The following is a 23,997-nucleotide window of genomic DNA, read 5'->3' on the forward strand; positions in this document are numbered from 1 at the left end:
AATATTTTATAAGTCAACTGGAACCTTAATCTTAAAATACGCCCTGTGAAAGTTTCTATCAATTTGAAACTTTTATAGGGTTTGTTTTATATCACCATTGCTTATCAATTAACTTTCTTGATGTGAAACAACACTGATCCTGTATACTCAAGCAACTCATGATATACTTTGAAGTTTTATCAGTAACTACTATTCTAGATTTCACGATTACTTATCAAAGATATTCGCTACAAAATCAAAATATTTATCTATCATGAATAAATACAATTAAATGATTTAATTTGATGTCATGTGTATAAAAGTTATAAGTTAATATAACACCTCTGCTTTACTAAAACGCCTAATTAATTAAAAATCGAACTAATTATATTACCAAATACAGATCATTTTTACTACTTAACAAGTGAATATCATAAAAAAAAAAGCAACATCAATCTCTATATTATTCCAATAGAAATTGACATTGCCATGTTAATCAAAAGTATTTATTGCTCCAATACTATGATGATTTACTAATTACTCTTCTTCTTGCATTAATTGTTTGATTCGTTTTGCTTCTTTTTCACGCGCTGCTTTTTCTAAAATTGTTTTTCTAATGCGAATCGTTTCAGGCGTTACCTCTACTAATTCATCATCATTGATAAATTGTAATGCTTCTTCTAAAGTTAATTTTCTTGGGCGTTTCATTGTAACTGTTTGATCTTTTGTAGCTGAACGTACGTTAGTTTGGTGTTTTTCTTTCGTAATATTTACTGTTAAGTCATTTTCACGATTGTGTTCACCGACAATCATACCTTCATATACTTCAGTACCTGGTTCCATAAAGTTCGTACCACGATCTTCTAATCCCATAATCGCATATGAACTTGCTTGACCTTTGTCCATAGACACAAGCGCACCATTTCTTCTACCGCCTATACGTCCTTTAACACGAGGTTTGAATTCTTCAAAAGTATGGTTAATAATACCGTAGCCACGTGTCTGTGACATAAACTCAGTAGTATAACCGATTAAACCACGTGCTGGAACCATAAATATCAGACGAGTTAAACCATTATCAGTAGTCACCATATCTAGCATTTCACCTTTACGTTGACCTAATGATTCTATGACAGCACCTGTATATTCTTGTGGTACTTCACATTGTACACGTTCGAATGGTTCACATTTAACGCCATCAATTTCTCTTAAGATAACTTGTGGTTTTGAAACTTGTAATTCATAACCTTCACGTCTCATATTTTCAATTAAAATAGATAAATGTAGTTCACCACGTCCTGCAACTATCCATTTATCTGGAGATTCTGTTTGAGTTACTTTTAATGATACATCTGTTTCTAATTGTTCATCTAAACGCTCTTGAATTTGACGAGACGTTACGAAGTCACCTTCACGTCCAGCAAACGGTGAGTTATTAACTCTAAATGTCATTTCCAATGTAGGTTCATCTATTCTAAGAACCGGTAAAGGCTCTTGATGATCATTAGGTGTTACAGTTTCACCTACGTTAATGTCTTCCATACCTGAAACAGCAATTAAATCGCCTGCATAAGCTTCTTCAATTTCTTCACGTTTTAATCCGAAATAACCGAAAATTTTAGTTACTCTGAAATTCTTTACAGAGCCATCTAATTTTAATAAAGATACACTATCACCAACACGCATCGTTCCTCTAAATACACGTCCTACACCAATACGTCCAACATAATCGTTATAATCCAACAATGCTATTTGGAATTGTAACGGTTCTTCTCTATTATCAATTGGCGCTGGCACATAATCAATAATTGTTTCGTAAAGTGATTGCATGTTTTCATCTTGTTTTTCAGAATCTAAACTTGCAGTACCATTAACAGCTGATGCATAAACAACAGGGAAATCCAATTGTTCATCATTAGCTTCTAATTCAATAAATAAATCTAAAACTTCGTCTACTACACCTTCAGGTCTAGCTTCAGGTTTATCAATTTTATTTACTACTACTACAGGTTTTAAATTTTGTTCAAGTGCTTTTTTTAATACGAAACGTGTTTGTGGCATTGTACCTTCATAAGCGTCTACAACTAAGATTACACCATCAACCATTTTCATAATACGTTCAACTTCGCCACCGAAATCGGCGTGTCCAGGTGTATCTAAAATGTTGATTCTGTTATCTTTATAATTAATTGCCGTATTTTTAGCAAGAATTGTTATGCCTCGTTCTCTTTCTATGTCGTTAGAATCCATTGCTCTCTCATCAACATGCTCATTTTCACGGAAAATTCCTGATTGTTTTAATAATTCATCTACTAATGTTGTTTTACCATGGTCAACGTGAGCGATGATTGCGATATTACGAACATCTTCTCTTATTTTAGTCATTTTATATAATTTCCTTTCTCGAGTAAATTCCCACTTTTCTTTGCAACTTTTTTATTATATCATATAATTGGTTAAAGAAAACTATAAAGGTGTGGTTGGGATGCAACAAAAAAAATCTAAATCAATATTCTGGGTACTCGCTATCATAGCTGTTATATTTTTGCTTTTGTTTAGCTTTAGTATCGCTGCTACAAATGTTCCAATGATGATTTTAACATTTATACTATTCATTGCAACATTTGGGTGCGGTTTCACTTTAAAAAAGAAATATCGTGAGAATAATTGGTTATAATTATAAAATAAATGAGGACAGAAAATCATTAAAAAATGTATTTTCTGTCCTTTTTTATATGTTAATTTTATTTAAAAATGCTTTAAAGGTTTGTATTTAACACGCTACTAATTAAACCATCATTGACTTTCTGTATCACATCACTTACTTTAAAAGTTAAAATTTGATTAGTTATATGATTCAAAACAATCACTTTAATGTTTTAATCGTTTTTGTAATGCTTCTATCATTTCATTATTTTTTTGAAAATGAAATTCTAATAGTTCTGCATGTAATTGAGGATTTGCCATTACTATGGAACTCGGTTCATATATGGACAAGGCATTTCCCATTAAATCTGTGCCTATGCCACCTACTTCTTGCAAAATGATTAAACCACCAGCAAAATCCCAAGGTTGTAATCTAGGTGTAATGTAGCCTCCTAATTTACCCGTAGCTACATGAATAATTTCTAAGGCAGCCGAGCCATAAGCCCTCGCACTTCTAGCTTCATCCACAATTGGTTTGAACACTTCACCTAACTTTGGCTTTGTAAGCCAATTTGGATTAATACCAATTATACTTGTTTTTAAAGGACTCGATTGAATAGTAGATAACGAATTCCCATTTTCAAATGCACCATCTCCAACTTTTGCATGGTAAAGTTTATCATTTATGACATCGTATACAAATCCTGCATATGGTTTGCCATCATTAAATATGCCTATAGAAATTGCAAAATTTTCTTTTTGATGTACAAAATTCAACGTCCCATCGATTGGGTCAACAACCCATACAATACCTGATTCATCTTTAAGGTCATGTCCATGTCCCTCTTCACCAATTACTAAATGTTCTGGATAAGTCTGCTTAATATTGTCAAAAATATACTTTTCAGTCGCTTTATCAACATTCGTCACTAAATCATTGGGATTTGACTTAGTTTCTATTTCTATACCTTGTTTCATGATTTTTTTTACATTGATGCCCGCTTCTAAAATAAGGCCTTTTGCAAACTCATAAACAGTCATTGTATCCCTCTCCTTTTTCACGACTCACTTTTCATTAATATTTAATAAGATAAAGTTCTATATATTTAAAATAGTCAATTGTATGTAATATCATATTAGTTAATAATACTATGTTTTTACCCTGATTCATAGGTTTATACACGTTTCTGTGCAATGTAATATCGTTCAAAGAAAAATGCAATGGCAATGTTTATAGAATAATATTGTGCTAAAATAAAAATAATAATTACATACTAGGAGGTTAAAATGGCTAAATATACATTTAAAGCAAACGATTTTAAAGCATTTACTGTTGATGGTTTAGATAACAGAATGGAAGCTTTGAATAAACATGTTCGACCACAATTACATGAATTAGGAGAATATTTTTCCCAATATTTAGAGGCAACAACAGGAGAAGTATTTTATCCTCACGTTGCTAAACATGCAAGACGAAGTGTAAATCCGCCTAAGGATACATGGGTTGCATTTGCAACTAACAATCGCGGTTATAAAATGTTACCTCATTTTCAAATAGGTCTTTTTGAAAACCAATTATTTGTCATGTATGGTGTTATGCACGAAGCAAAAGATAAAGCGCAGCGTGTGAAGGTTTTTGAAGAACAATTTCAAACCCTTAAAAACTTACCATCCGATTATAGTTTAAGCTTGGACCACATGTCTCAAGAAAAAACTTACATCGCAAACATGTCAGACGATGATATACAGAGTGCAATTGATCGTGTTAAAAAAGTGAAAAAAGGTGAATTATTTGTTGCACGCACACTTGCCCCAAATGCGAATGAATTAAAAACAGATAAAGCTTTCTTAAACTTTTTAGAAGAGACTTTCGCACAGTTATTAAAATTTTATAAATAATGTTTAACTCCGATTCTATAAAGCAACCAAGGTATAAATAGCTTAGACATTATAAAAAGAGTGGGACAGAAATTTATTTTTATTAAAAAAATTCGTCGTCCCACTCCAGTTATGCTGATTAGAATTAAAAAAGAATAATATGAAAGAGTTTAGGAAATCGTTGAGTCGACCTAGACTCTTTTTTTATGTTAATAAATGTACTTTAACGTATTTCGTTAACTAACTTTAAATTAACGGACGAAGCAAAAAATATATTTATTTAATTTCTATGTCTGTATTCTTATTAAATCCAAAAATTATACTCATAACTAAACTGCTAACATAGACAATACTTTGTTAGCAGTTAGCGTATATTTTCAATTTTTTATAAATCTTTTAATGGTACGAATCGTTCACATAATTTAATAAATATATGGATCCTCATCTTTTTTCTTTTTTAATTCTTGCTCTGGATTCATGTCACTTTTTTGTCGTGGATCATTATTCTTGCCATTTTCACTATTGTCATTTTCACTATTGTCATTTGACTTCATTTGATATTGTGATTGAATTTTGTCTTTTTTTACTAACAGCATAATACCAGCAATTATCCAAAGTATTAATGCGATAAAATTACCAGTAAAAATACTAATTAAAGCCGCTGCAATTAAAAGACACCCAGCTAAAATTCTGTTTCCTTTAATTGTAAAAACACCACAGAATCCTAGAATCGTCGCGAATAATAAAAATCCACCTTGCATTAATATCGACGCTTTAAGTGCATCTGCTGATATAGACATACCTTGCTGTTCATATATTTGATTTAATGCTTCCTTGGATTCGGGAAAATTCAATAAAATTAACCCCAAAATCATGAGTATTAAAAATAATAAACTAAGACCGTTTGCAATCCAAGCAAGGATTTTTTCTGCTTTCCGATTCATCATTTTTTCCTCCTATTCTTTCATTATCACTATCATAGCAAATTTAACAATATTACAAAATTACAAAGTATTATTTTCTATATTTCAAAATATTAATTTACTAATAAAAAATTAAAAGCAGTAAAATTTTAACCTAACAATTTTTCTTTGTTAGGTTGACCTAATAATTTTTTTGGAGTAATCTATAAAAAGTTAGTTAGAAGTATAGGAGGTATCACTATTGACTAATAATATAAAAATGCATAATAAAAGTTTAGAAGAAATCAACAATACGGTTTCTATTAATACCAATGGTAAATTTAGTCAAAAGTTATTATCTTATTTAGGTCCAGGATTATTAGTAGCAGTTGGTTACATGGATCCAGGTAACTGGATTACTTCAATGCAAGGTGGTGCACAATTTGGATACATTTTGCTATTCGTCATTTTACTCTCTAGCTTATCAGCAATGTTACTACAAAGTATGACGGTAAGATTAGGAATAGCTACAGGTATGGATTTAGCACAAGCTACAAAATATTACTTAAATAAACCATTATCTTTTGTGTTTTGGATTATTGCTGAATTAGCAATTATTGCAACCGATATCGCAGAAGTAATCGGAAGTGCGATAGCATTAGATTTATTGTTTGGCATTCCATTACTTGTTGGTGCGCTTATCACCGTATTAGATGTATTTTTATTACTCTTTATTATGCGATTTGGTTTCCGAAAGATAGAAGCAATCGTAGGTACGTTAATTTTCACTGTACTTGTGATCTTTATATTTGAAGTGTTTATCGCTTCACCACATGTCAATGAGGTTTTAAGTGGTTTTGTACCAAGCAAAGAAATCATAACGAATAATAGCGCGTTGTTTATTGCACTTGGGATTATTGGTGCTACAATTATGCCACACAACTTATACCTACACTCTTCTATTGTGCAGTCAAGAATGTATGATAGAAATAGTCTAAAATCAAAAGCACATGCAATCAAATATGCTACAATGGATTCTAATATTCAACTTTCGATCGCATTTATTATTAATTGCTTATTACTTGTTTTAGGTGCAGCCTTATTTTATGGTGTTAACACTGATCAATTAGGTGGTTTCTACGATTTATATCATGCTTTACAAAACCAGCCTATATTATACATCTTATCAAGAGTAAATTACTAAAAATCCATTAACATCAATGTTTTTACTTTAAGAACATATATTTAACGTGTTAAATCAAATGAAAAAATACAATGTCATTATTAGATGACAATTGATTACGGTCAGAAGAATGTACCACAAATAAAAAAACTAATTCCTTTTTATTTTATCGAGGAATTAAGCTTTTGACCTGCAACAATCACGCCCAATTTCGGAATATCTATAATATGATTTCGATCTTAAATTATCTACTTTAACTGACGCTACCTGCTCGTTAAAGAAGACCTATTTAAAAAAGTTTATACTGCACCTGCCTTTATTATGTAAGTAAAAGTAGTAAAGCTTTAAATTGGTTTTCAAAAAAGTAGGGTTGATTATTTCTTTTTCATCAATTATTATTGTGTTATTATCACAATATGAGAAAGGAGGCAAAAAGTAATGGGAATTGATTTCATTAATGTCGAGTTTAGAAAGCATGTAAAAGTTTCAGGGGATTTAGGTACAACGGGATCAGTATGTCCTTTTTCACAAAAACAAAAAATGGAAACACTACCGGAAAACTTTTTGCCTCCTTTTATATAATGGGCAAAAATTTATGAATCTATTGCATTTGTAAAAATGCATACGAATGATTAGGCACCGGTTGTTAAACTGGTGCCTTTTTTTTGTTTGATCAGTTCAGTTAGTTTGGAGAACCGAATCTTTAATCATGCTGTAGAAATATGGTGAGTTCGTTGATTTGGTTTTACAATATAAATAGATATGAGGTGAGGTTTATGGTGAAAGCAGTGGATTTAGCCTCCTAAAATCACAATATATTTTAGGAGGAAATAAAATGAAAAAGGATAGTAAATCTAAAGAAATGATTCAATCTGAAAAAAGGGGTTCTACTAGGCTTTTAATGATGGTACTCTCCTATCTGTACTTGTAGGTGCAATTACGGCTGATTCAGTCAATCCCGTACTTCCACTAATAAGCAAAGATTTAGAAGCTTCGAAATCTCAAGTGAGTTGGATAGTTAGTGGTATTGCACTTGTTCTTGCGATTGGAGTTCCGATTTATGGTCGAATCTCAGACTTTTTGAGTTACGAAAGCTATATATCTTTGCCATTATGATTCTGGCAAGTGGTAGTCTTTTATGTGCAATTGCCCCGAACCTCCCATTGTTGGTTTTGGGAAGAATGGTTCAGGGTGCTGGGATGTCCGCAATTCCAGTTCTATCAGTCATTGCAATTTCGAAGGTTTTCCCACAAGGAAAACGTGGGGGAGCTTTGGGAATTATCGCAGGAAGTATTGGTGTTGGAACTGCTGCTGGTCCAATATTTGGTGGAGTAGTTGGTCAATATTTAGGTGGAATGCCTTGTTTTGGTTCACATTTTTGTTAGCCATTATGATTGTTATTGGTGCCTACTACGCGTTACCGACAATTAAACCGGCAGAATCCGTAGGAAGCAATAAGAACTTTGATTTCATTGGTGGTTTATTCCTCGGCCTCACAGTAGGATTACTCCTTTTTGGCATCACTCAAGGAGAAACTTCTGGTTTTTCTTCGTTCTCATCGTTAACTAGCCTAATTGGTTCTGTTGTAGCTTTGGTGGGATTTATTTGGAGAATTGTTACCGCAGAAAATCCATTTGTACCACCTGTCCTGTTCAATAACAAGGATTATGTCAATACGGTCATAATTGCATTTTTTCGATGTTTGCTTATTTCGCTGTTCTTATGTTCGTCCCATTACTAGTCGTTGAGGTGAATGGACTCTCTTCTGGACAGGCTGGAATGATATTGTTGCCAGGTGGTGTGGCTGTTGCAATCTTATCTCCCTTCGTTGGCCGTCTTTCTGATCGATTTGGGGATAAACGTCTGATAATTACTGGGATGACTCTGATGGGGCTGTCTACCTTATTCTTGTCCACCTATGCATCTGGTGCTTCACCTCTGTTAGTTTCCGTGGGGGTCCTCGGAGTAGGGATTGCTTTTGCATTCACGAATTCTCCCGCAAATAACGCCGCAGTAAGTGCACTCGATGCAGACAAGGTTGGTGTCGGAATGGGGATTTTCCAAGGTGCTTTGTACCTTGGAGCAGGAACTGGAGCAGGTATGATTGGAGCATTATTATCCGCTCGACGTGATGCTACTGAGCCGATAAATCCATTATATATATTGGACGCTATGTCCTACTCAGATGCGTTCCTTGCAGCTACAGGGGCAATACTCATTGCCTTAATAGCTGGATTAGGTTTAAAAAAGCGTGGGTAATAACTTAGTTATGTAAAGATTAGTTATTGTTTAGTTCATCTTCTATAGTTTAAGCTGTAAATAAATAGCTTAGGAATCACGCAAATTTGAATTTCTTAGAATAGAATACTTTTAAGTAACTCAACTTTCGTACACTGTTTTATTGGTGCGAAAGTTGAGTATGTTAAGGATGAAACAATGAAAACATTGGTGATCGTTTCTCACCCAGATATGCCAAATTCTCGAATCAATAAAGTTTGGGTAGAAAAAGCAGCGTCTTATTCAAACGAAATTACCATTCATGATCTTTATAGAGAGTATCCTGATTTTATTATGAATGTAAAAAGAGAGCAGGAATTAGTTGAAAATCATGATAATATTATTTTTCAATTTCCATTATATTGGTATAGTTCTCCTTCATTATTAAAAAAATGGATCGATGAAGTGATTATATATGGATGGGCTTACGGATCAAAGGGTAAAAGAATATTTTATAATCGAAAATTAGGATTAGCTATATCAGCTGGCGTAAAAAAGGTGAATTTACAAGTATGGGTAAAAACAAGCATACATTAACCCAGATGTTAACACCATTCAAATCTTTATGTGCATAGATTCATGCTGAATATGTACCAGAGTTTGTACTTTACGGTGCTAATTCGGATATGAAGGGCGAAGAGATACAGAAAAGTGCTAATGAGTATTTGCAATATATTAAAAAGTATTATTTAAGAGCATAAAACACTTCTGCGATCATGCCAACAATACTAGAAGAAAGCCCATTTCCCCTTAACACATTTAGGGAAATGGGCTATTGAAGTTATTGAAGGTTTTAGCGATTTCATTTTAGGTAGCCAATTCAAAGTGCCCAATAAATTCCAAGAAACACAAATCTGCTAAAACAGCTTGCCATGTAATTTTTGAACTTGATCCTTTAACCGTTCATTCTCTTCTTCTAACGCCTTTATACGGCTTTTTAAGGTTTTTATTAATACGTCCTCTGAACGAGGGCTTTTACTAGGTTTACGGGGGGTTAACTCACTTATCTGCATCCCTCTTAATGTCTCCACTCTAGTTCTAATATCTTTTTGTTTGTAAAGCCATGACTTTGAAACATTTGCTTTTTGTGCAACGGAATTAAAATTAATCTTCTCTTCTTTCAATGCCATCTCTGAAATTGTCTTTTCAACCCTAATTCTTGTTTTCTCCGACTTGTCTTTAGCTAGCTGAACTATGGCAGTTGTGTTACCTTTTCTAATCATTTTAATTCGTCTCCTTTAACGAATGAATAATCTGTTCTAATCTATTTTTAACACGTTCATTGGTTTCAACCTGACGCTGCCATTGGTTTTGTTTAGCCCTATTTAGTATTTCTTTAGTTCGCTCTAAGTGCTCTTCATGTTCAGTAAGAAATTGTTTACTTGTACAGAAATTCGTACAATCTAAACATGCATTTGCGTGAGGACATGGTCCTGCAATTACTGGTAACCGACAATAGCCATTAGGAAGTGCCTGTGCATTGATATTCTTTTTAAACCATTGAAGATCTGTATTGTCAGCTTCAGTATTTTCCTCACTTAAATCCAGAATGCTACCGTTATTCGTTACTAAGGTTTCCTTAAATTTCGTAAATTCCTTCTTTAGGGTTTCATCAAAAATATGTGCATATCTTGCCGTCATTTCCGGTGATTCGTGACCCAAGAACTTCTGGACAATATGTTGTGGCACTCCGTTATTTATCATTCTAGTGCCAACTGTATGCCGAAAGGCATGAGCATGAAAACGAAAAATTTCTCCGTTGCTGTCCGTTATCTTTTCTTCATAAGCTAGTTCATTTAATTTAACCCTAAAGGTATCTTGTTTCAATGGTGAGCAATCTTTTCGGGGAAACACATATACACATCCATCATCGAGTTCATCAGCCACCCTTTGCTCTTGAACTAATATCAATGCAGCAATTTCTTTAGAAATAGGAATGATATGCTCTTTCTTCATTTTCCACTGATAATACTTTAAAAAGCAATCCCCTTCTTTATCGGTTATGACGCTCCCTTTTTTCAATGTACAAAGTTCACTGATACGCATCCCGCATTCTTGAAGTACCATAACCATTGTAGCAATATAAGGTTCCAATTTATCTAATTTCCCATTTAATTGTTCAAGTATATGTTCATCAATATAACGTGGTAGTGCCTTCGGCACTTTAGGGTAATCTTCTTGAAAGATAAGGATCTTAGAAGGTGTATCCTTCCAGTCATATCTTTGAATTGTAGTAAAAAAAACGTCTAAAGTAGATATTCGTCCAGTTACAGTACTGGGTTTTAAACCTTTTAAATTAATATAATTAAAATATTGCTCAATTTCATTTCTAGTTAATTGATGAATCCTTTGTATACCTTCACAATTTTTGTTCATGAAATTAAAAATTCTTTTAATTTTGAAGCTATATCTACTACGTGAGAAAAGCTAGCTGTGTTTAACATTAGTTTACAATATCGCTTAACTATTTCTTTAAAATAATTATTCTTAAAACCCTTAAAGTTGATCGTATATTCGTAGGATGTTGGGTTTACCTTATCTTCCGGTAATGATAATTTTCTTCGATTCCAAACATCTTTTTCCCATTCTTCCCCATCAAAATAGAAGTCCTCATAGAATTCCATAAACTGCTTAAGATGAGTAACGTAATAGGAATTCGCATGTACAGTAACTTTCTGCTGATTTACATCAAGTTTGTAATTAGTAGTCGTAGTTTTTACTTTTTGTTCTGTTAAGTAGGTCCGGTATTCTGTCAAAGCTTTTTTTATAGGCACTTCGGTTATCGATGTAATATTAGGATATTTTAAATTTAAAAATCCCATCATCCGGCTTATCACTGTTCCCTTTCTAATCCAAACGGATTTTGCATTCCAAGCTCCATTATTCAAGTGAAGGTAATAAAAATATTTTAATTCTGTTTTCAACCAGACATTTTCCACCTTATCGAAATTTACCCAACGATTTCTTAGTGACGGATTCTTACTTAACTCAATTGCACTAGGATGCGGACAAATTCTTATATCCCATCTATCTGCTGCCCAATAACCTTTTAAAACACTTGTCATATTAGCTATTTTTTTATTAATCTCTGTACTAGCGATAAGCTTTCGATTAGTTGCTACACTTGGAAATTTCATTGTCATGTTTCTCTCCCTTGAAGATACTTTTTATATTCATTCTTCATATCTTGATCAGAAAGATGAACATACGTATCAAGTGTTGTTTGTACATGGGCATGCCCTAATCTTTTTTGTACATATGCAGCATCCCATCCACTTCTAATAAGCTCTGTGGCATGCGTATGACGTAATATATGGGCAGTGAAAGTAATCCCTGTCCGTTTTCCTAGTCTTCTTATTAAGTCTAATACACTTTGATATTTTAGAGGGTGGCCAAAATAAGAATCTTTAAGATTAATAAATATATAATCATGATCTAAATCTTCCCCATATTCATGTACTAAGTAATCGGTATATAATGCCATTAATTCCTTACTTACATCAATAGTTCTTTTTTTTTTAAGTTTAATATAAGCTCCATTTTCATTATGATCTCTTGGCCTGATGTTAATCTGGTTATCCCATGTTGAAATATCTTCAATACGAAGGGATAATGCTTCTCCTATCCGAAGTCCCCCTTCATACATAAGCATAATAAGTAACTTATCTCTTTTGGTATGACATGCCTCAATTATTGCTTTGACTTGTCCATGTTCTAATACTTGTACAAGTTTCTTTTTGACCCTAAGCTTTAAAATATTTTTTTTATAGGATCTACCTTTAGAAATATGGTGAAGAAACCCCTTAAAGTTTCTTCCTCTTGCTTCTTTAGACATATCTATAGCTTTAAAATTTTCTGTGCGATTTAAATACTCTAAGAAACTAGTTACAGCGTTAAGTATGGAATTAACTGATGTTTCCTCTCTTTTAGCCTTCTTTGGTTGTATATCTATTACCTTTAAATGCCCTGCTGGATTTCTTAACCATCCTACAAAGTTTGCTAAATCCTCAAATTGTAAATCTCCTAATTCGATTCTACTTTGGCTCATAAATTCATAAAACAGCTTGAGATGATAACAATATGTTTTAATGGTATTTGGAGCTTTGCCCGTATTATCCAAGTACTTTATAAATCGCTTAACCGGTTCTATCACTTCAAATTCTTTATCTAGCAGTATGTATAACGGATATGATTTTTCCTCCACAATTACTTTCTGAACCTTCATCTTTCCACCACCTTTAAATACTTTAACTACTATTAATAATACCCTTATATATTTAATAGTTAAAGCACTGTAATTAAAAAATCCTAAACTTCGAGTACTTAGAGTACTCTAGTTTAGGATACTATGTTTAAGGAGCTTCTATGGGGGCAATTATGAGTACCTTATTTGCAATTGCTTTATTAGCATCAGGCCAAAATTCTACAATTACTGGTACGATGGCTGGACAAATTGTAATGGAAGGTTTTTTACACCTCAAAATTCCAAATTGGTTACGTAGACTTGTTACACGTCTACTTGCAATTTTACCAATTATATTCTGTATCATTATTTTTAAAAGTGATGAAGCTAAAATTGAACAATTACTAGTATTTTCACAAGTATTTTTAAGTTTAGCTTTACCATTCTCATTAATACCTTTACAATTGGCAACAAACAATCGTTATTTAATGGGACAATTTAAAAACAGAACTTGGGTTAATACGATATCGTGGTTATTAATCATTATTTTAAGCTTATTAAATGTATATTTAATATTAGAAACATTTAAAGAACTTATGTAAACATATTACTTAAATATATACAGAGTAATAAAACAGCAATTTCTTTATTGAAGTTGCTGTTTTGTTTATTTTTAAATCTAATACCTTTGTTTAATGACGATTTCTGTATGTTTTCATTATTATAGTGATTTTGTGAACGGTCAAAATTGTCAAATATTCATATAAAAAAAGCAAATCCATTTTGGATTTGCTCTTTTTTGTGCATAGCATAATAAAATACATGATTTATTTTTCTTTATCTGTATCTGCTGCTTCGCTTTGCATATTCTTACTTGATTGGTTTTGTTCTTCATCACTCTCTGATGACTCTGCAGATTGACTTGTGATTTTCTTTCGTTCTTCAAAATTCATTCTTCGTTGATTAACTGCACTGGGTTGTTGTTTACGTCTTTCTTTTTCACGCTGTTTACGTGCTTTCTTTTCTTGCTTGATCCGAGCTTTTTCTTCTGCTTTTTCTTGTTTCAATCTGGCAGCTTCCTCAGCCTTTTCTTGCTTGATTCGCTGTTGTTCTTCATATGCTTCTTGTTGAAGTTGTTGTTCTTTTTCAAATGCTTCTTGTCTACGTCTAGCTTCTTCTTCAGAGGCTTGGCTATCAAAGTTTTGATCTACTTGGTCGTTTTGAAGATTTTCATCATTATCATTTGACTGCTGTTTTGATTTATAATTGTATTTTGCTTGTCGAGATAGTACTTGAGGTTCTTCCTCTTTTGAATTGATATCCGAATTTACTTTATTAGCAACTTCGGAACTATACCCACCTCTTCTTAATTGTTGTTCTTGATTTGATGGTTGTTCTACGTCAGAAGTATCTTGTTGTGCTTTGTATTGTGGGTTTGGTTCTGGTCTTGGTTCTGGTCTTGGTTCTGGTCTTGGTTCTGGTCTTGGTTCTGGTCTTGGTTCTGCTTTTCTTTCTTGTCCATAGTCATTATAACCACTTTGATAACCACCAGAATAATATGCTGGTATCATTTCTACTTTATCTTTGCGTGCAAACATCATAATTGCCACTATTAAAAATAGAATCGGTATAATGAGTGGTACAAATAACAGAACTAAAGGTAAAGTTACGATTGTAGCTATTAAAAATAAAAAACCAGATAATATTCTAATATTCATTGATATTAAAGCTAAAAATGATATTAATAAACAAACAATAAAATATACGATAACTGCCCATATACCATTTTGTAACCAAATAACGAATTGAATCGTATTTAATCCATTATTCGCCAGTATTTGCTGAATAAAATCATTACCATTTAACGACGTTTCTAAATTTTGAATAGAACTTTCACTACTAAAAGAAACTAGTGCAATAAACATTGTGATGATTGTTAATAATAGTAAGAATATCCAGCTCAACCAACCCAATACCTTTTCTGCTAGTCGACTCACTGGACGCCTAACTTGAGTATATTGTTCTCCTGACATTTCTATACAACTCCTTATACTACTTATCAAACTATTATATCGAATAAACGATAAAATAACTACTATACTACGCTTTAATTTAACGACATTTTAAAATTTAAAAAGCGTTCATTATATTCACTTAATGTATCCTTACCTAAATCTTTATAGACTTCTAGTCTTGCTTGTGTACGTTTTGAAGGATAAAATCGTTCATCGTCTTTGATATTTTTTGGTAATTGTGCTCTTGCAGTCTTATTAGGTGTTGCATAAGCTACCCATTCCGTATTTTGTTTACTATTCTGTGCATCTAACATAAAGTTGATAAACTTGTGTGCACCTGCTTTATTTTGAGCAGTCTTGGGAATAACCATGTTATCAAACCACAAGTTTGACCCTTCTTTGGGTACCACGTAATCAAAGTCGCTATTATTTTGCACAATTGGCGCTGCTATACCGCTCCACACAACCGCGATATTTGCTTCATGTTGTTCAAGCATCATAGTTATTTCATCACCAACGACACCTTTAATATTAGGACTTATTTGTTTCAAATCATGTTCAACTTCTGCTAAGTGTTGTGTTTTTTTATCATTTAAACTGTAGCCTAATTTGTTTAAACCTAAACCTATAACTTCTCTTGCACCATCCACTAATAAAATATCATTTTCATATTTGGGGTTATATAAACTTTCCCACGAATTAAAGTTATCTTTTGGATACACATTTTTATTATATAAAATACCAACTGTACCAAAAAAGTATGGTACTGAATAACGATTATCTCTATCAAATGACATGTTCATATAATCTTTATCTAAATTTTTTATATTTGGTATTTTCTCATGATTTAAAGGCAATAACAAACCTTCTTTTTTCATTTTTTCTATCGTATATTCACTTGGAAAAGCAACATCATAATTTGTTCCACCATTGCGTATTTTGGCTTCCATAGCCTCATTAGAATCAAACGTCTCGTACACAACTTCAATACCAGTTTCCTTTTGGAATTTTTTTACTAAACTTGGATCAATATATTCTCCCCAATTATACACATATATTTTTTCACCTGAAGCAGAGTGCTCTTTTTCAGTGAGTTTTTGACTTATCCATAGACATAGTAATCCAACAAAAATTGAGAGCAAGATTAATTGTAAAAATCGTTTCATTGTTGAGTCACCTGCTTCAATGCTTTATTTCGTTTGATAATTTTTTGTATCAAATAATATCCAAGAATACCTATGATTATTGTTATAAAAAGTATAGTCGATATTGCATTAATTTCCATACTTATACCTTTTCTAGCCATAGCATAAACTTCTACTGATAATACACTAAATCCGTTTCCCGTAACGAAAAAACTAACTGTAAAATCATCTAATGAATAAGTTAATGCCATAAAAAAACCGCCAAGAATTGCTGGGAATAAATGTGGTAACATCACTTTGTTTAACACTTGTAACTCAGTGGCACCTAAATCTCTAGCAGCATCTAACGTATGTGCATTCATTTCATATAATTTAGGCAACACAATTATCACTACAATTGGAATGCAAAATGCAATATGTGAAATGAGCACAGTGATAAAACCAAGACCTAACCCTGTAAAATGGCCGATTGCCGTAAACATAATCAAAAATGATGCACCAATAACAACATCGGAAGAAACCATTAGCACATTATTTAAAGTTAGTAATGAAATTTTTAATTTCTTATTCCTTAAATGATATAAAGCAATGGCTCCCATTGTTCCGACGACCGTTGCAATTGCAGCAGCTAATAATGCCACTGCAATCGTATTAAAAATAACCGATAACAATCTGTCATTGTTAAATAAAGATAGATAGTGCGCTAATGTAAAATGCTCAAAATGAATCATATTACCTGCTGAATTAAATGAATAAAACATTAAAAACAGTATAGGGATGTACAATACTGCAATTAATATACCGATATATAGTTTGCCATACCATTTCATATGATTCACCCTTTTCCATTTGTAGATTTATTATTTGTGATGATTAAGACAAATGCCATAAAGAGAATGAGAAATAATGCAATTGTAGAACCCATTCCATAATTTTGAATTACAAGAAATTGTTCCTCTATCGCCGTTCCAATATTAATCACTTTATTTCCAGCAATTAACCTTGTAATCATAAACAAAGAAAGTGCAGGAATAAATGTAACTTGCACTCCAGTTAATACACCTCGTTTAGTTAAAGGCATGATTACTTTTTTAAAAGTGGCTAAACGACTAGCACCTAAATCACTTGAAGCTTGTAATAAATTATTTGGTATGTCTTTCATATTATTAAAAATTGGTAAAATCATAAATGGAATATAAATATAACTTGCTACAATTATAAACGCTGGTCCTGTAAATAACAGTTCCGTTCTAGGTAAGTGTAAACTATATAATATTCGGTTGATAATACCATCATGACTGAACAATCCGATAAATGCATAGGTCTTTAGAAGTAAATTAATCCAAGTAGGTATAATTAATATCAATAACCATACATTCTGATGTTTTGATGTACGAATAAAATACGCCGCTGGATAACTAATAAGTAATGTAGTCAGCGTAATAAGTACAGCGTACAATACAGAGTCCCATAACATCAAAAAATATTTGGTTGTCATCATTTGTTTATAATTTTCTAAACTAAAATCACCATGGATATCAATCATAGAAAAATAAATTAACAAAATAACAGGCACAACAATAAATAAAATCATCCACAAAATGTATGGTACAAATAAAAATCCATTTATTTTACGCATTATCATTTACCTCATAACTATTAATGCGTTTATCAAATTCTGCTTCAGTTTCACCTGGTACCATAATATGAATCGCTTCTGGTTCAAAATATAAACCTACTTTACTGCCTACTTCAGTTTTCTTTGTAGAATGCACCATCCACTCATAACCCTTTCTATCTACACAATTGATTTCGTAGTGCACACCTCTAAATAACATGGATTCAACAGTCACTTCAAATAACCCGTCCCCAGGAGATACTAATGCAATGTCTTCTGGTCTGATAACGACTTCAACTTGTTGTTGACTCGGAATTCCCATATCAACACACTTAAATGATTGATCGTAAATATTAACGACATAATCTTTGACCATCGTACCTTGCAAAATATTAGATTCTCCAATAAAATCAGCAACAAATCGATTTACTGGTTCATCATAAATATCAATCGGCGTACCAAATTGTTGTATTTTTCCATCTTTCATTACAAATATATAGTCACTTAGTGCCAATGCTTCTTCTTGATCATGTGTTACAAATATAAATGTAATGCCTAATCTAGATTGAATTTCTCTTAATTCATATTGCATTTCAGTTCTTAGTTTTAAATCTAGTGCTGATAATGATTCATCTAGAAGTAAAATCTCAGGTTCATTTACAATAGCACGCGCAATCGCAATTCTTTGCTTTTGTCCGCCACTCATGCCTTCTATCATTCTGTTTTCAAAGCCAGTTAATTTCACTAATTTTAAAGCTTCTTGTACCTTAGTTTTAATGACTTCCTTGTTTAATTTTTTTATTTTTAATCCAAATGCGATGTTATCAAATACAGTCAAATGTGGAAAGAGTGCATAATCTTGAAAAACTGTATTTACTTTTCTCTTATTAGCAGGAACTTGATTAATTGATTTTCCTTGATAAATGATTTGGCCATGATCAACTTGTTCAAAGCCTGCAATCAATTTGAGAATTGTAGTTTTGCCACAACCAGATGGACCTAATAGTGTATAAAAATGTCCAGATTCAATATTTAAATCTATGTTATCTAATATTTGAGTTCCATCGTAAGCTTTGCTTACCGATTCAAATGTCAATAAAGGGTTCATGTATTGTCCTCCTATAAATATGATGCTGTTGCAACAACCATCACTTTCACATCTTGTGACGTAAGGTTCTTTAACCTATGTATTTGGTTTGCTTTAAAATATAACGCGTCCCCTTCTTCAGCGTGATAATAATCACTCCCTAATAAAAGCGAAACCTCACCTTGTAAACAATATATGAATGTGTCGGAATCTGAAGGATCAAAACTTTTATAAGATGCATTAGGTCTTAAAGTAAGTATTAAAGGTTCCATTTCGAAATTATTTGATTGTGTAATTGGCCAATTCAATAAATATCCTCTATCAGATTCATCATAGTGAATTTGCTCATTTTTCTTATATAACACCTTAGTATTCGCTGAATCATTAAAAAATTCACGAGGGGTCGTACCTAACACTTCTAAAATATTAAAAAAAGTTTCCATACTTGGTGAAGCGTGTTCACTTTCTATTTGCGAGACATATCCTTTAGATAAATCTGTACGTTCTGCTAACTCACTTTGAGTAAGTTGTTTAATATTTCTTAGATTTTTTAATTTTTTCCCTATCTTCATTTTGTCACCTTATTTTATAACTTCTACTTTTACACATTTAAAGCTTAATTGTTAATCACAGCGTTAGCATGCTCTACACAAAAAACCATATTTTGTTTACTTTTATCAAACATTATGTTTAGTGCTTAATAAAAGTATCAAAATATGGCTAATATGACAATAGTTAAATTTATTCTGAGCTAAAATATTTTTGGTTAGAAGCCTCTTTGACTGATTTTACAGCTTTGTAGCTATTATAGCCACTTTGTTTCTCAAATTCTTTAAATATTTGCTTTTCTTGAGCTTTACCTGAAACTACTTTTTTAAATTGACTGTAGCGTTCTAACAAAAGCTTGCCCTCAACTTTTGATTCGTAGTATTGCTCAATGGCATTAAAAAAAGCTACCACTTGCATCATTTCTTCATTTGTCCATTCAAGATCAATAGGATATGAATATTCCATATCATTACACTCCCTTTTGTTAACAAGTAGTTATCAAAATTTTAAAAAAGTAAAAAAAAAGAGCGGGACAGAAACCAATATATTAAATTGATTTCTTATTCCCGCCCTATATATTTGTTATCGCCTTTAAATGTTTGAACATTGACTTGAAAGTGCGAGAACAGTGTCCCTGTGCATACTTCCTAATCACTTAAGTAAAAACTTCTAAAGCATAACAATTTGTGCTTATAAATTATTACATTGTATGAATTGGTAATCCTAAAGCTTTTTCAGCAGCTTCCATAGACATTTCACCTAAAGTTGGGTGAGCATGTACAGTTAATGCTAAATCTTCAGCATTCATACCAGATTCAATTGCTAAACCTAATTCAGAGATAATATCAGAAGCACCAGTACCAACTACTTGCGCACCAACAAGTGTATTATCTTCTTTAAGTGTTAACAATTTAACAAATCCAGTTGTGTCATCTAATGATAAGGCACGACCGTTAGCTGCATAAGGGAATTTAGAAGCTGTAACTTCTAATCCTTCTTCTTTTGCTTGGGCTTCAGTGTAACCTACTTGTGCTAATTCTGGTTCAGTGAAACATACAGCAGGCATACCAATGTAATCCACTTCTGATGCTTCTCCAGAAATAACCTCAGCAGCTACTTTCGCTTCATAGCTCGCTTTATGAGCTAATGGTAGCCCAGGAACGATATCACCAATTGCGAAAATGTTGTCGATAGAAGTACGGCTTTGTTTGTCTACTTCTAATAATCCACGATCTGCGAATTTAAGACCTAATTCTTCTAAGCCTAATTCATCAGTGTTTGGACGACGACCTACAGTAACTAATACATAATCAGCATCAATCGTTTGTTCTTCACCTTTAACTTCGTAAGTTACTTTAACACCGTTGTCTGTTTCTTCAGCAGATTTAGCCATTGCTTCAGTAACAATTTCAACGCCTTTTTCTTTCATACCTTTTTTAACAGGTTGTGTCATTTGTTTTTCGAAGCCACCTAAGATATCTTTAGCACCTTCTAAAATAGTAACTTCTGAACCAAAGTTAGCAAAAGCAGTACCTAGTTCTGAACCGATATAACCGCCACCAACTACTACTAATTTACCAGGAACTTCTTGTAAATTTAAAGCACCAGTTGAATCAATAACGCGATTGCCAAATTCGAAATTAGGAATTTCAATTGGTCTAGAACCAGTTGCAATAATTGCATGTTTAAAGTTATAAGTTTGAGCGCTCTTCTCATCCATAACACGTAAACTGTTGTTATCTACGAAATAAGCTTCACCTTTAACAATCTCTACTTTATTACCTTTTAATAATCCTTCAACGCCACCTGTTAATTTCTTAACGACTGACTGTTTGAATTCTTGAACTTTGTCAAATTTAAGTGAAACACTTTCAGCAATAACACCTAAATTTTCAGAGTTTTTAGTTTCATCATAACGGTGAGATGCGTGTAATAATGCTTTTGATGGAATACATCCAACGTTAAGACATACACCGCCTAATTCGCCTTTTTCAACGATTGTTACTTTTTGACCTAATTGTGCTGCACGAATTGCTGCAACATATCCTCCAGGTCCTGCTCCGATTACAATAGTATCTGTTTCAATTGGGAAATCTCCAACTACCATGTTTTACCCCTCCATTAATAATAATTCTGGATTATTTAATAAACGCTTAATATGGTTCATTGCATTTTGTCCAGTAGCACCATCGATTTGTCTGTGGTCAAAGCTTAATGATAATGATAATACTGGCGCAGCTACAATTTCACCATCTTTAACGATAGGTTTTTGGGCAATACGACCAATACCTAAGATAGCTACTTCTGGATGATTTATCACTGGTGTAAACCATTGTCCACCTGCTGATCCAATATTACTAATAGTACAAGTAGCACCTTTCATTTCATCTGAAGTTAATTTACCATCGCGTGCTTTTACAGCTAATTCATTAATCTCATCTGAAATTTGGAACATAGATTTACGATCAGCATGTTTTACAACAGGGACTAATAAACCTCTGTCTGTATCTGCTGCGATACCAATATTCCAATAATGTTTGTGTACAATTTCGCCAGCTTCTTCATTAAATTCTGTGTTAAGCGCTGGATATTTTTTAAGCGCAGAAACGAGTGCTTTCACAACGTAAGGTAAGAATGTTAATTTAGTACCTTGCTCAGCTGCTACTTCTTTGAATTTTTTACGGTGATCCCATAGTTCTTGAACATCGATTTCATCCATTAAAGTAACGTGAGGTGCAGTGTGTTTAGAATTCACCATTGCTTTTGCAATTGCTTTACGCATAGCAGGAATTTTTTCTGTTGTTTCTGGGAATTCTCCTTCACTAGAAACTGGCGCTGATTGTGCTGCGCTCGCAGAAGTTTCTTCTGCAGTTTCAGGTGCGCTCTCAGTTGAAGCTGCACTTGCATCTCCATTTAAGTATGCATCAATGTCTTCTTTCGTTGTACGTCCATTTTTACCTGAAGCTACAACAGCTTTAATGTTCACACCATTTTCACGTGCATATTTACGTACTGAAGGCATTGCTTTAACACGTTTGTTTTCATCTACATCTGCATCAGCTGATGATTGTGTCGCAGCTGCTTCAGAACTTTCTTCTTTAGCAGGTTCTGCTTCTGTTTCTTCTGCAGATTCACTGCTATCGCTACCTTTAAATTCCATGTCTTCTGCATCAGGTGCGTCAATTTTAACAATTGTATCGCCGACAACAGCTACTGTACCCTCATCTACAAGTACTTCCTCTACTGTACCTGACACAGGTGATGGGATTTCTACTACAGATTTGTCATTCTGTACTTCAGCTAAAACATCATCTTCTTCGATATTATCTCCAGCTTTAACAAACCATTTTACAATTTCACCTTCGTGGATACCTTCACCAATATCGGGTAATTTAAATTCAAATGCCACGTTATTATCCTCCTAAAAATTCATATTTAGTCAAAAATTAGAAAATGAGAACGGAACTTATGATTCGCAATCTCATGCTGTTTTATTATTAATAATTGAAGCTGGGATAACATTTCAAAAGCTATCCCAAACTTATTAATATTTATTAAAATTCTAATGTTGCTTTTGCTTTTTCAATGATATCGTTTTTGTTTGGTAACCAAACATTTTCTGCTTGAGTAAACGGATAAACGGTATCAGCAGCAGCTACACGAGCAATTGGTGCTTCTAATGATAGGATTGCACGTTCAGCTAATTCTGAAGCAACTGTTGCTCCAACACCAGCTTGGCGTTGTGCTTCTTGAACTACAACTGCACGTCCAGTTTTTTCTACTGAAGCAACTAACGTTTCTAAGTCGATTGGTTGTACCGTACGTAAATCAATCACTTCCACTGAATGACCATCTTTTTCTAACTCTTCAGCAGCTTTTAATGATTCTTGTACCATGGCACCGTAAGCAATTAAAGTAATGTCATTACCTTCTTGTTTGACACTTGCTTTACCAATTTCAATTGTATACTCTTCTTCTGGAACTTCTTCACGGAAAGAACGATACAATTTCATGTGCTCTAAATATACAACTGGGTCATTACTTCTAATTGCAGAAATTAATAATCCTTTTGCGTCATAAGGGCTTGATGGAATAACTACATTCAATCCTGGTGATTGCGCTAAAATACCTTCTAAATTATCTGCGTGTAGTTCTGGAGTATGGACACCACCGCCAAATGGAGCACGAATTGTTACTGGTGCTTGTTTTGAGTTACCAGAACGGAAACGTGTACGTGCAATTTGACCTGCAACAGAGTCAAATACTTCAAATACGAATCCTAAGAATTGGATTTCCATTACTGGACGGTAGCCTTGTGTAGTTAAACCTAAAGCTAAGCCACCAATTCCAGATTCAGCTAGAGGTGTATCAAATACACGGTCTTCACCGAATTCTTTTTGTAATCCTTCAGTTACACGGAATACACCACCGTTAACACCGACGTCTTCACCGAAAAGTAAGACATTTTCATCATTTTGTAATTCGGTTTTAAGCGCATTGTTAATCGCTTGAACCATTGTCATTTGTGCCATCGG

19 protein-coding genes and 4 pseudogenes are annotated in these 23,997 nt (G+C 33.0%); 7 read left to right on the top strand and 16 right to left on the bottom strand.

The annotated features are described in order from the left end of the window. Nucleotides 1-516 precede the first annotated feature (516 nt). The gene (typA, locus tag JG554_RS08550) at nt 517-2,364 is read right to left on the bottom strand and encodes a translational GTPase TypA (RefSeq protein WP_046207859.1); all 1,848 of its coding nucleotides are present in this window, start codon (nt 2,362-2,364) and stop codon (nt 517-519) included. Nucleotides 2,365-2,464: 100 nt separating this feature from the next. Between typA and JG554_RS08555 the strand changes: the two genes are divergently transcribed. Further along, nucleotides 2,465-2,656, top strand: a complete 192-nt coding sequence (locus tag JG554_RS08555) for a DUF5325 family protein (protein WP_046207860.1) — start codon at nt 2,465-2,467, stop codon at nt 2,654-2,656. Nucleotides 2,657-2,850: 194 nt separating this feature from the next. Here the strand turns inward: JG554_RS08555 and JG554_RS08560 are convergent, their stop codons facing one another. Next, nucleotides 2,851-3,666 carry an inositol monophosphatase family protein gene (locus tag JG554_RS08560; RefSeq protein WP_046207861.1) on the bottom strand — a complete coding sequence of 272 codons (816 nt, stop codon included), beginning with the start codon at nt 3,664-3,666 and terminating at the stop codon, nt 2,851-2,853. 246 nt (nt 3,667-3,912) lie between these two features. Here JG554_RS08560 and JG554_RS08565 point away from each other — a divergent pair, with 246 nt between their 5' ends. After that, nucleotides 3,913-4,524 (top strand): YktB family protein, encoded by a 612-nt coding sequence (locus JG554_RS08565; protein ID WP_046207862.1) that lies wholly within the window; start codon nt 3,913-3,915, stop codon nt 4,522-4,524. 401 nt (nt 4,525-4,925) lie between these two features. Here JG554_RS08565 and JG554_RS08570 read toward each other — a convergent pair whose 3' ends face one another. Next, entirely contained in the window at nt 4,926-5,447 is a 522-nt protein-coding gene (locus tag JG554_RS08570; RefSeq protein WP_107360173.1) for a DUF4064 domain-containing protein, read from the bottom strand. A 238-nt stretch (nt 5,448-5,685) separates the two neighbouring features. Between JG554_RS08570 and JG554_RS08575 the strand changes: the two are divergent. The 4 genes and pseudogenes from JG554_RS08575 to JG554_RS08590 form a co-directional block, all read left to right on the top strand. Beyond that, nucleotides 5,686-6,582, top strand: a pseudogene (locus JG554_RS08575) (Nramp family divalent metal transporter); the annotation flags it as partial. Between the two features lie 444 nt (nt 6,583-7,026). Further along, nucleotides 7,027-7,170, top strand: a complete 144-nt coding sequence (locus JG554_RS08580; protein ID WP_002360221.1) for a hypothetical protein — start codon at nt 7,027-7,029, stop codon at nt 7,168-7,170. A gap of 253 nt (nt 7,171-7,423) precedes the next feature. Next, nucleotides 7,424-8,847: pseudogene (fexA, locus tag JG554_RS08585) on the top strand (chloramphenicol/florfenicol efflux MFS transporter FexA). 177 nt (nt 8,848-9,024) lie between these two features. Next, complete coding sequence (locus JG554_RS08590; protein WP_238394755.1) at nt 9,025-9,402, top strand: NAD(P)H-dependent oxidoreductase; 378 nt, start codon at nt 9,025-9,027, stop codon at nt 9,400-9,402. A gap of 320 nt (nt 9,403-9,722) precedes the next feature. On the opposite strand, the gene JG554_RS08595 is transcribed toward JG554_RS08590, so the two are convergent. The 3 genes and pseudogenes from JG554_RS08595 to JG554_RS08605 form a co-directional block, all read right to left on the bottom strand. Continuing rightward, entirely contained in the window at nt 9,723-10,088 is a 366-nt protein-coding gene (locus JG554_RS08595; RefSeq protein ID WP_000619629.1) for a DUF6262 family protein, read from the bottom strand. A 1-nt stretch (nt 10,089) separates the two neighbouring features. Further along, nucleotides 10,090-12,002: pseudogene (locus tag JG554_RS08600) on the bottom strand (tyrosine-type recombinase/integrase). 2 nt (nt 12,003-12,004) lie between these two features. Continuing rightward, nucleotides 12,005-13,090 carry a tyrosine-type recombinase/integrase gene (locus tag JG554_RS08605; RefSeq protein ID WP_031883924.1) on the bottom strand — a complete coding sequence of 362 codons (1,086 nt, stop codon included), beginning with the start codon at nt 13,088-13,090 and terminating at the stop codon, nt 12,005-12,007. A gap of 131 nt (nt 13,091-13,221) precedes the next feature. On the opposite strand from JG554_RS08605, the pseudogene JG554_RS08610 reads away from it, so the two are divergent. Continuing rightward, nucleotides 13,222-13,650: pseudogene (locus JG554_RS08610) on the top strand (divalent metal cation transporter); the annotation flags it as partial. A 225-nt stretch (nt 13,651-13,875) separates the two neighbouring features. Here JG554_RS08610 and auxB read toward each other — a convergent pair. From auxB to JG554_RS08660, 10 genes are all read right to left on the bottom strand, one after another. Next, on the bottom strand, nt 13,876-15,081 hold the full coding sequence (gene auxB / locus JG554_RS08615) for a lipoteichoic acid stability factor AuxB (protein ID WP_107360174.1): 1,206 nt from the start codon (nt 15,079-15,081) through the stop codon (nt 13,876-13,878). Between the two features lie 74 nt (nt 15,082-15,155). Continuing rightward, a complete protein-coding gene (locus JG554_RS08620; RefSeq protein WP_064209099.1) occupies nt 15,156-16,229 on the bottom strand; it encodes an ABC transporter substrate-binding protein in 1,074 nt (357 codons plus the stop codon). Continuing rightward, nucleotides 16,226-17,038, bottom strand: coding sequence for an ABC transporter permease (locus tag JG554_RS08625; RefSeq protein ID WP_046207866.1), 813 nt, complete (start codon nt 17,036-17,038; stop codon nt 16,226-16,228). The genes JG554_RS08620 and JG554_RS08625 overlap by 4 nt, the downstream gene beginning before the upstream one ends. A gap of 5 nt (nt 17,039-17,043) precedes the next feature. Continuing rightward, entirely contained in the window at nt 17,044-17,847 is an 804-nt protein-coding gene (locus tag JG554_RS08630; protein ID WP_064209100.1) for an ABC transporter permease, read from the bottom strand. Beyond that, on the bottom strand, nt 17,840-18,934 hold the full coding sequence (locus JG554_RS08635) for an ABC transporter ATP-binding protein (protein ID WP_064209101.1): 1,095 nt from the start codon (nt 18,932-18,934) through the stop codon (nt 17,840-17,842). The genes JG554_RS08630 and JG554_RS08635 overlap by 8 nt, the downstream gene beginning before the upstream one ends. Nucleotides 18,935-18,945: 11 nt before the next feature. After that, entirely contained in the window at nt 18,946-19,485 is a 540-nt protein-coding gene (locus tag JG554_RS08640; RefSeq protein WP_064209102.1) for a helix-turn-helix domain-containing protein, read from the bottom strand. Nucleotides 19,486-19,654: 169 nt separating this feature from the next. Beyond that, a complete protein-coding gene (locus tag JG554_RS08645; RefSeq protein ID WP_107360175.1) occupies nt 19,655-19,927 on the bottom strand; it encodes a UPF0223 family protein in 273 nt (90 codons plus the stop codon). Between the two features lie 235 nt (nt 19,928-20,162). Continuing rightward, nucleotides 20,163-21,569 carry a dihydrolipoyl dehydrogenase gene (gene lpdA / locus JG554_RS08650; RefSeq protein ID WP_046207871.1) on the bottom strand — a complete coding sequence of 469 codons (1,407 nt, stop codon included), beginning with the start codon at nt 21,567-21,569 and terminating at the stop codon, nt 20,163-20,165. Nucleotides 21,570-21,572: 3 nt separating this feature from the next. After that, nucleotides 21,573-22,871, bottom strand: a complete 1,299-nt coding sequence (locus tag JG554_RS08655) for a dihydrolipoamide acetyltransferase family protein (RefSeq protein ID WP_064209103.1) — start codon at nt 22,869-22,871, stop codon at nt 21,573-21,575. A gap of 145 nt (nt 22,872-23,016) precedes the next feature. Next, a complete protein-coding gene (locus tag JG554_RS08660; RefSeq protein WP_046207873.1) occupies nt 23,017-23,994 on the bottom strand; it encodes an alpha-ketoacid dehydrogenase subunit beta in 978 nt (325 codons plus the stop codon). Nucleotides 23,995-23,997 lie beyond the last annotated feature (3 nt).

The organism is Staphylococcus sp. 11-B-312 (assembly GCF_016743055.1).
Classification (GTDB): domain Bacteria; phylum Bacillota; class Bacilli; order Staphylococcales; family Staphylococcaceae; genus Staphylococcus; species Staphylococcus ureilyticus.

What these genes read in the sequence shown, in the direction of transcription:
- typA (WP_046207859.1), bottom strand. Translation starts at nt 2,364, where the DNA reads ATGACTAAAATAAGAGAAGATGTTCGTAATATCGCAATCATCGCTCAC.
- JG554_RS08555 (WP_046207860.1), top strand. Translation starts at nt 2,465, where the DNA reads ATGCAACAAAAAAAATCTAAATCAATATTCTGGGTACTCGCTATCATA.
- JG554_RS08560 (WP_046207861.1), bottom strand. Translation starts at nt 3,666, where the DNA reads ATGACTGTTTATGAGTTTGCAAAAGGCCTTATTTTAGAAGCGGGCATC.
- JG554_RS08565 (WP_046207862.1), top strand. Translation starts at nt 3,913, where the DNA reads ATGGCTAAATATACATTTAAAGCAAACGATTTTAAAGCATTTACTGTT.
- JG554_RS08570 (WP_107360173.1), bottom strand. Translation starts at nt 5,447, where the DNA reads ATGAATCGGAAAGCAGAAAAAATCCTTGCTTGGATTGCAAACGGTCTT.
- JG554_RS08580 (WP_002360221.1), top strand. Translation starts at nt 7,027, where the DNA reads ATGGGAATTGATTTCATTAATGTCGAGTTTAGAAAGCATGTAAAAGTT.
- JG554_RS08590 (WP_238394755.1), top strand. Translation starts at nt 9,025, where the DNA reads ATGAAAACATTGGTGATCGTTTCTCACCCAGATATGCCAAATTCTCGA.
- JG554_RS08595 (WP_000619629.1), bottom strand. Translation starts at nt 10,088, where the DNA reads ATGATTAGAAAAGGTAACACAACTGCCATAGTTCAGCTAGCTAAAGAC.
- JG554_RS08605 (WP_031883924.1), bottom strand. Translation starts at nt 13,090, where the DNA reads ATGAAGGTTCAGAAAGTAATTGTGGAGGAAAAATCATATCCGTTATAC.
- auxB (WP_107360174.1), bottom strand. Translation starts at nt 15,081, where the DNA reads ATGTCAGGAGAACAATATACTCAAGTTAGGCGTCCAGTGAGTCGACTA.
- JG554_RS08620 (WP_064209099.1), bottom strand. Translation starts at nt 16,229, where the DNA reads ATGAAACGATTTTTACAATTAATCTTGCTCTCAATTTTTGTTGGATTA.
- JG554_RS08625 (WP_046207866.1), bottom strand. Translation starts at nt 17,038, where the DNA reads ATGAAATGGTATGGCAAACTATATATCGGTATATTAATTGCAGTATTG.
- JG554_RS08630 (WP_064209100.1), bottom strand. Translation starts at nt 17,847, where the DNA reads ATGCGTAAAATAAATGGATTTTTATTTGTACCATACATTTTGTGGATG.
- JG554_RS08635 (WP_064209101.1), bottom strand. Translation starts at nt 18,934, where the DNA reads ATGAACCCTTTATTGACATTTGAATCGGTAAGCAAAGCTTACGATGGA.
- JG554_RS08640 (WP_064209102.1), bottom strand. Translation starts at nt 19,485, where the DNA reads ATGAAGATAGGGAAAAAATTAAAAAATCTAAGAAATATTAAACAACTT.
- JG554_RS08645 (WP_107360175.1), bottom strand. Translation starts at nt 19,927, where the DNA reads ATGGAATATTCATATCCTATTGATCTTGAATGGACAAATGAAGAAATG.
- lpdA (WP_046207871.1), bottom strand. Translation starts at nt 21,569, where the DNA reads ATGGTAGTTGGAGATTTCCCAATTGAAACAGATACTATTGTAATCGGA.
- JG554_RS08660 (WP_046207873.1), bottom strand. Translation starts at nt 23,994, where the DNA reads ATGGCACAAATGACAATGGTTCAAGCGATTAACAATGCGCTTAAAACC.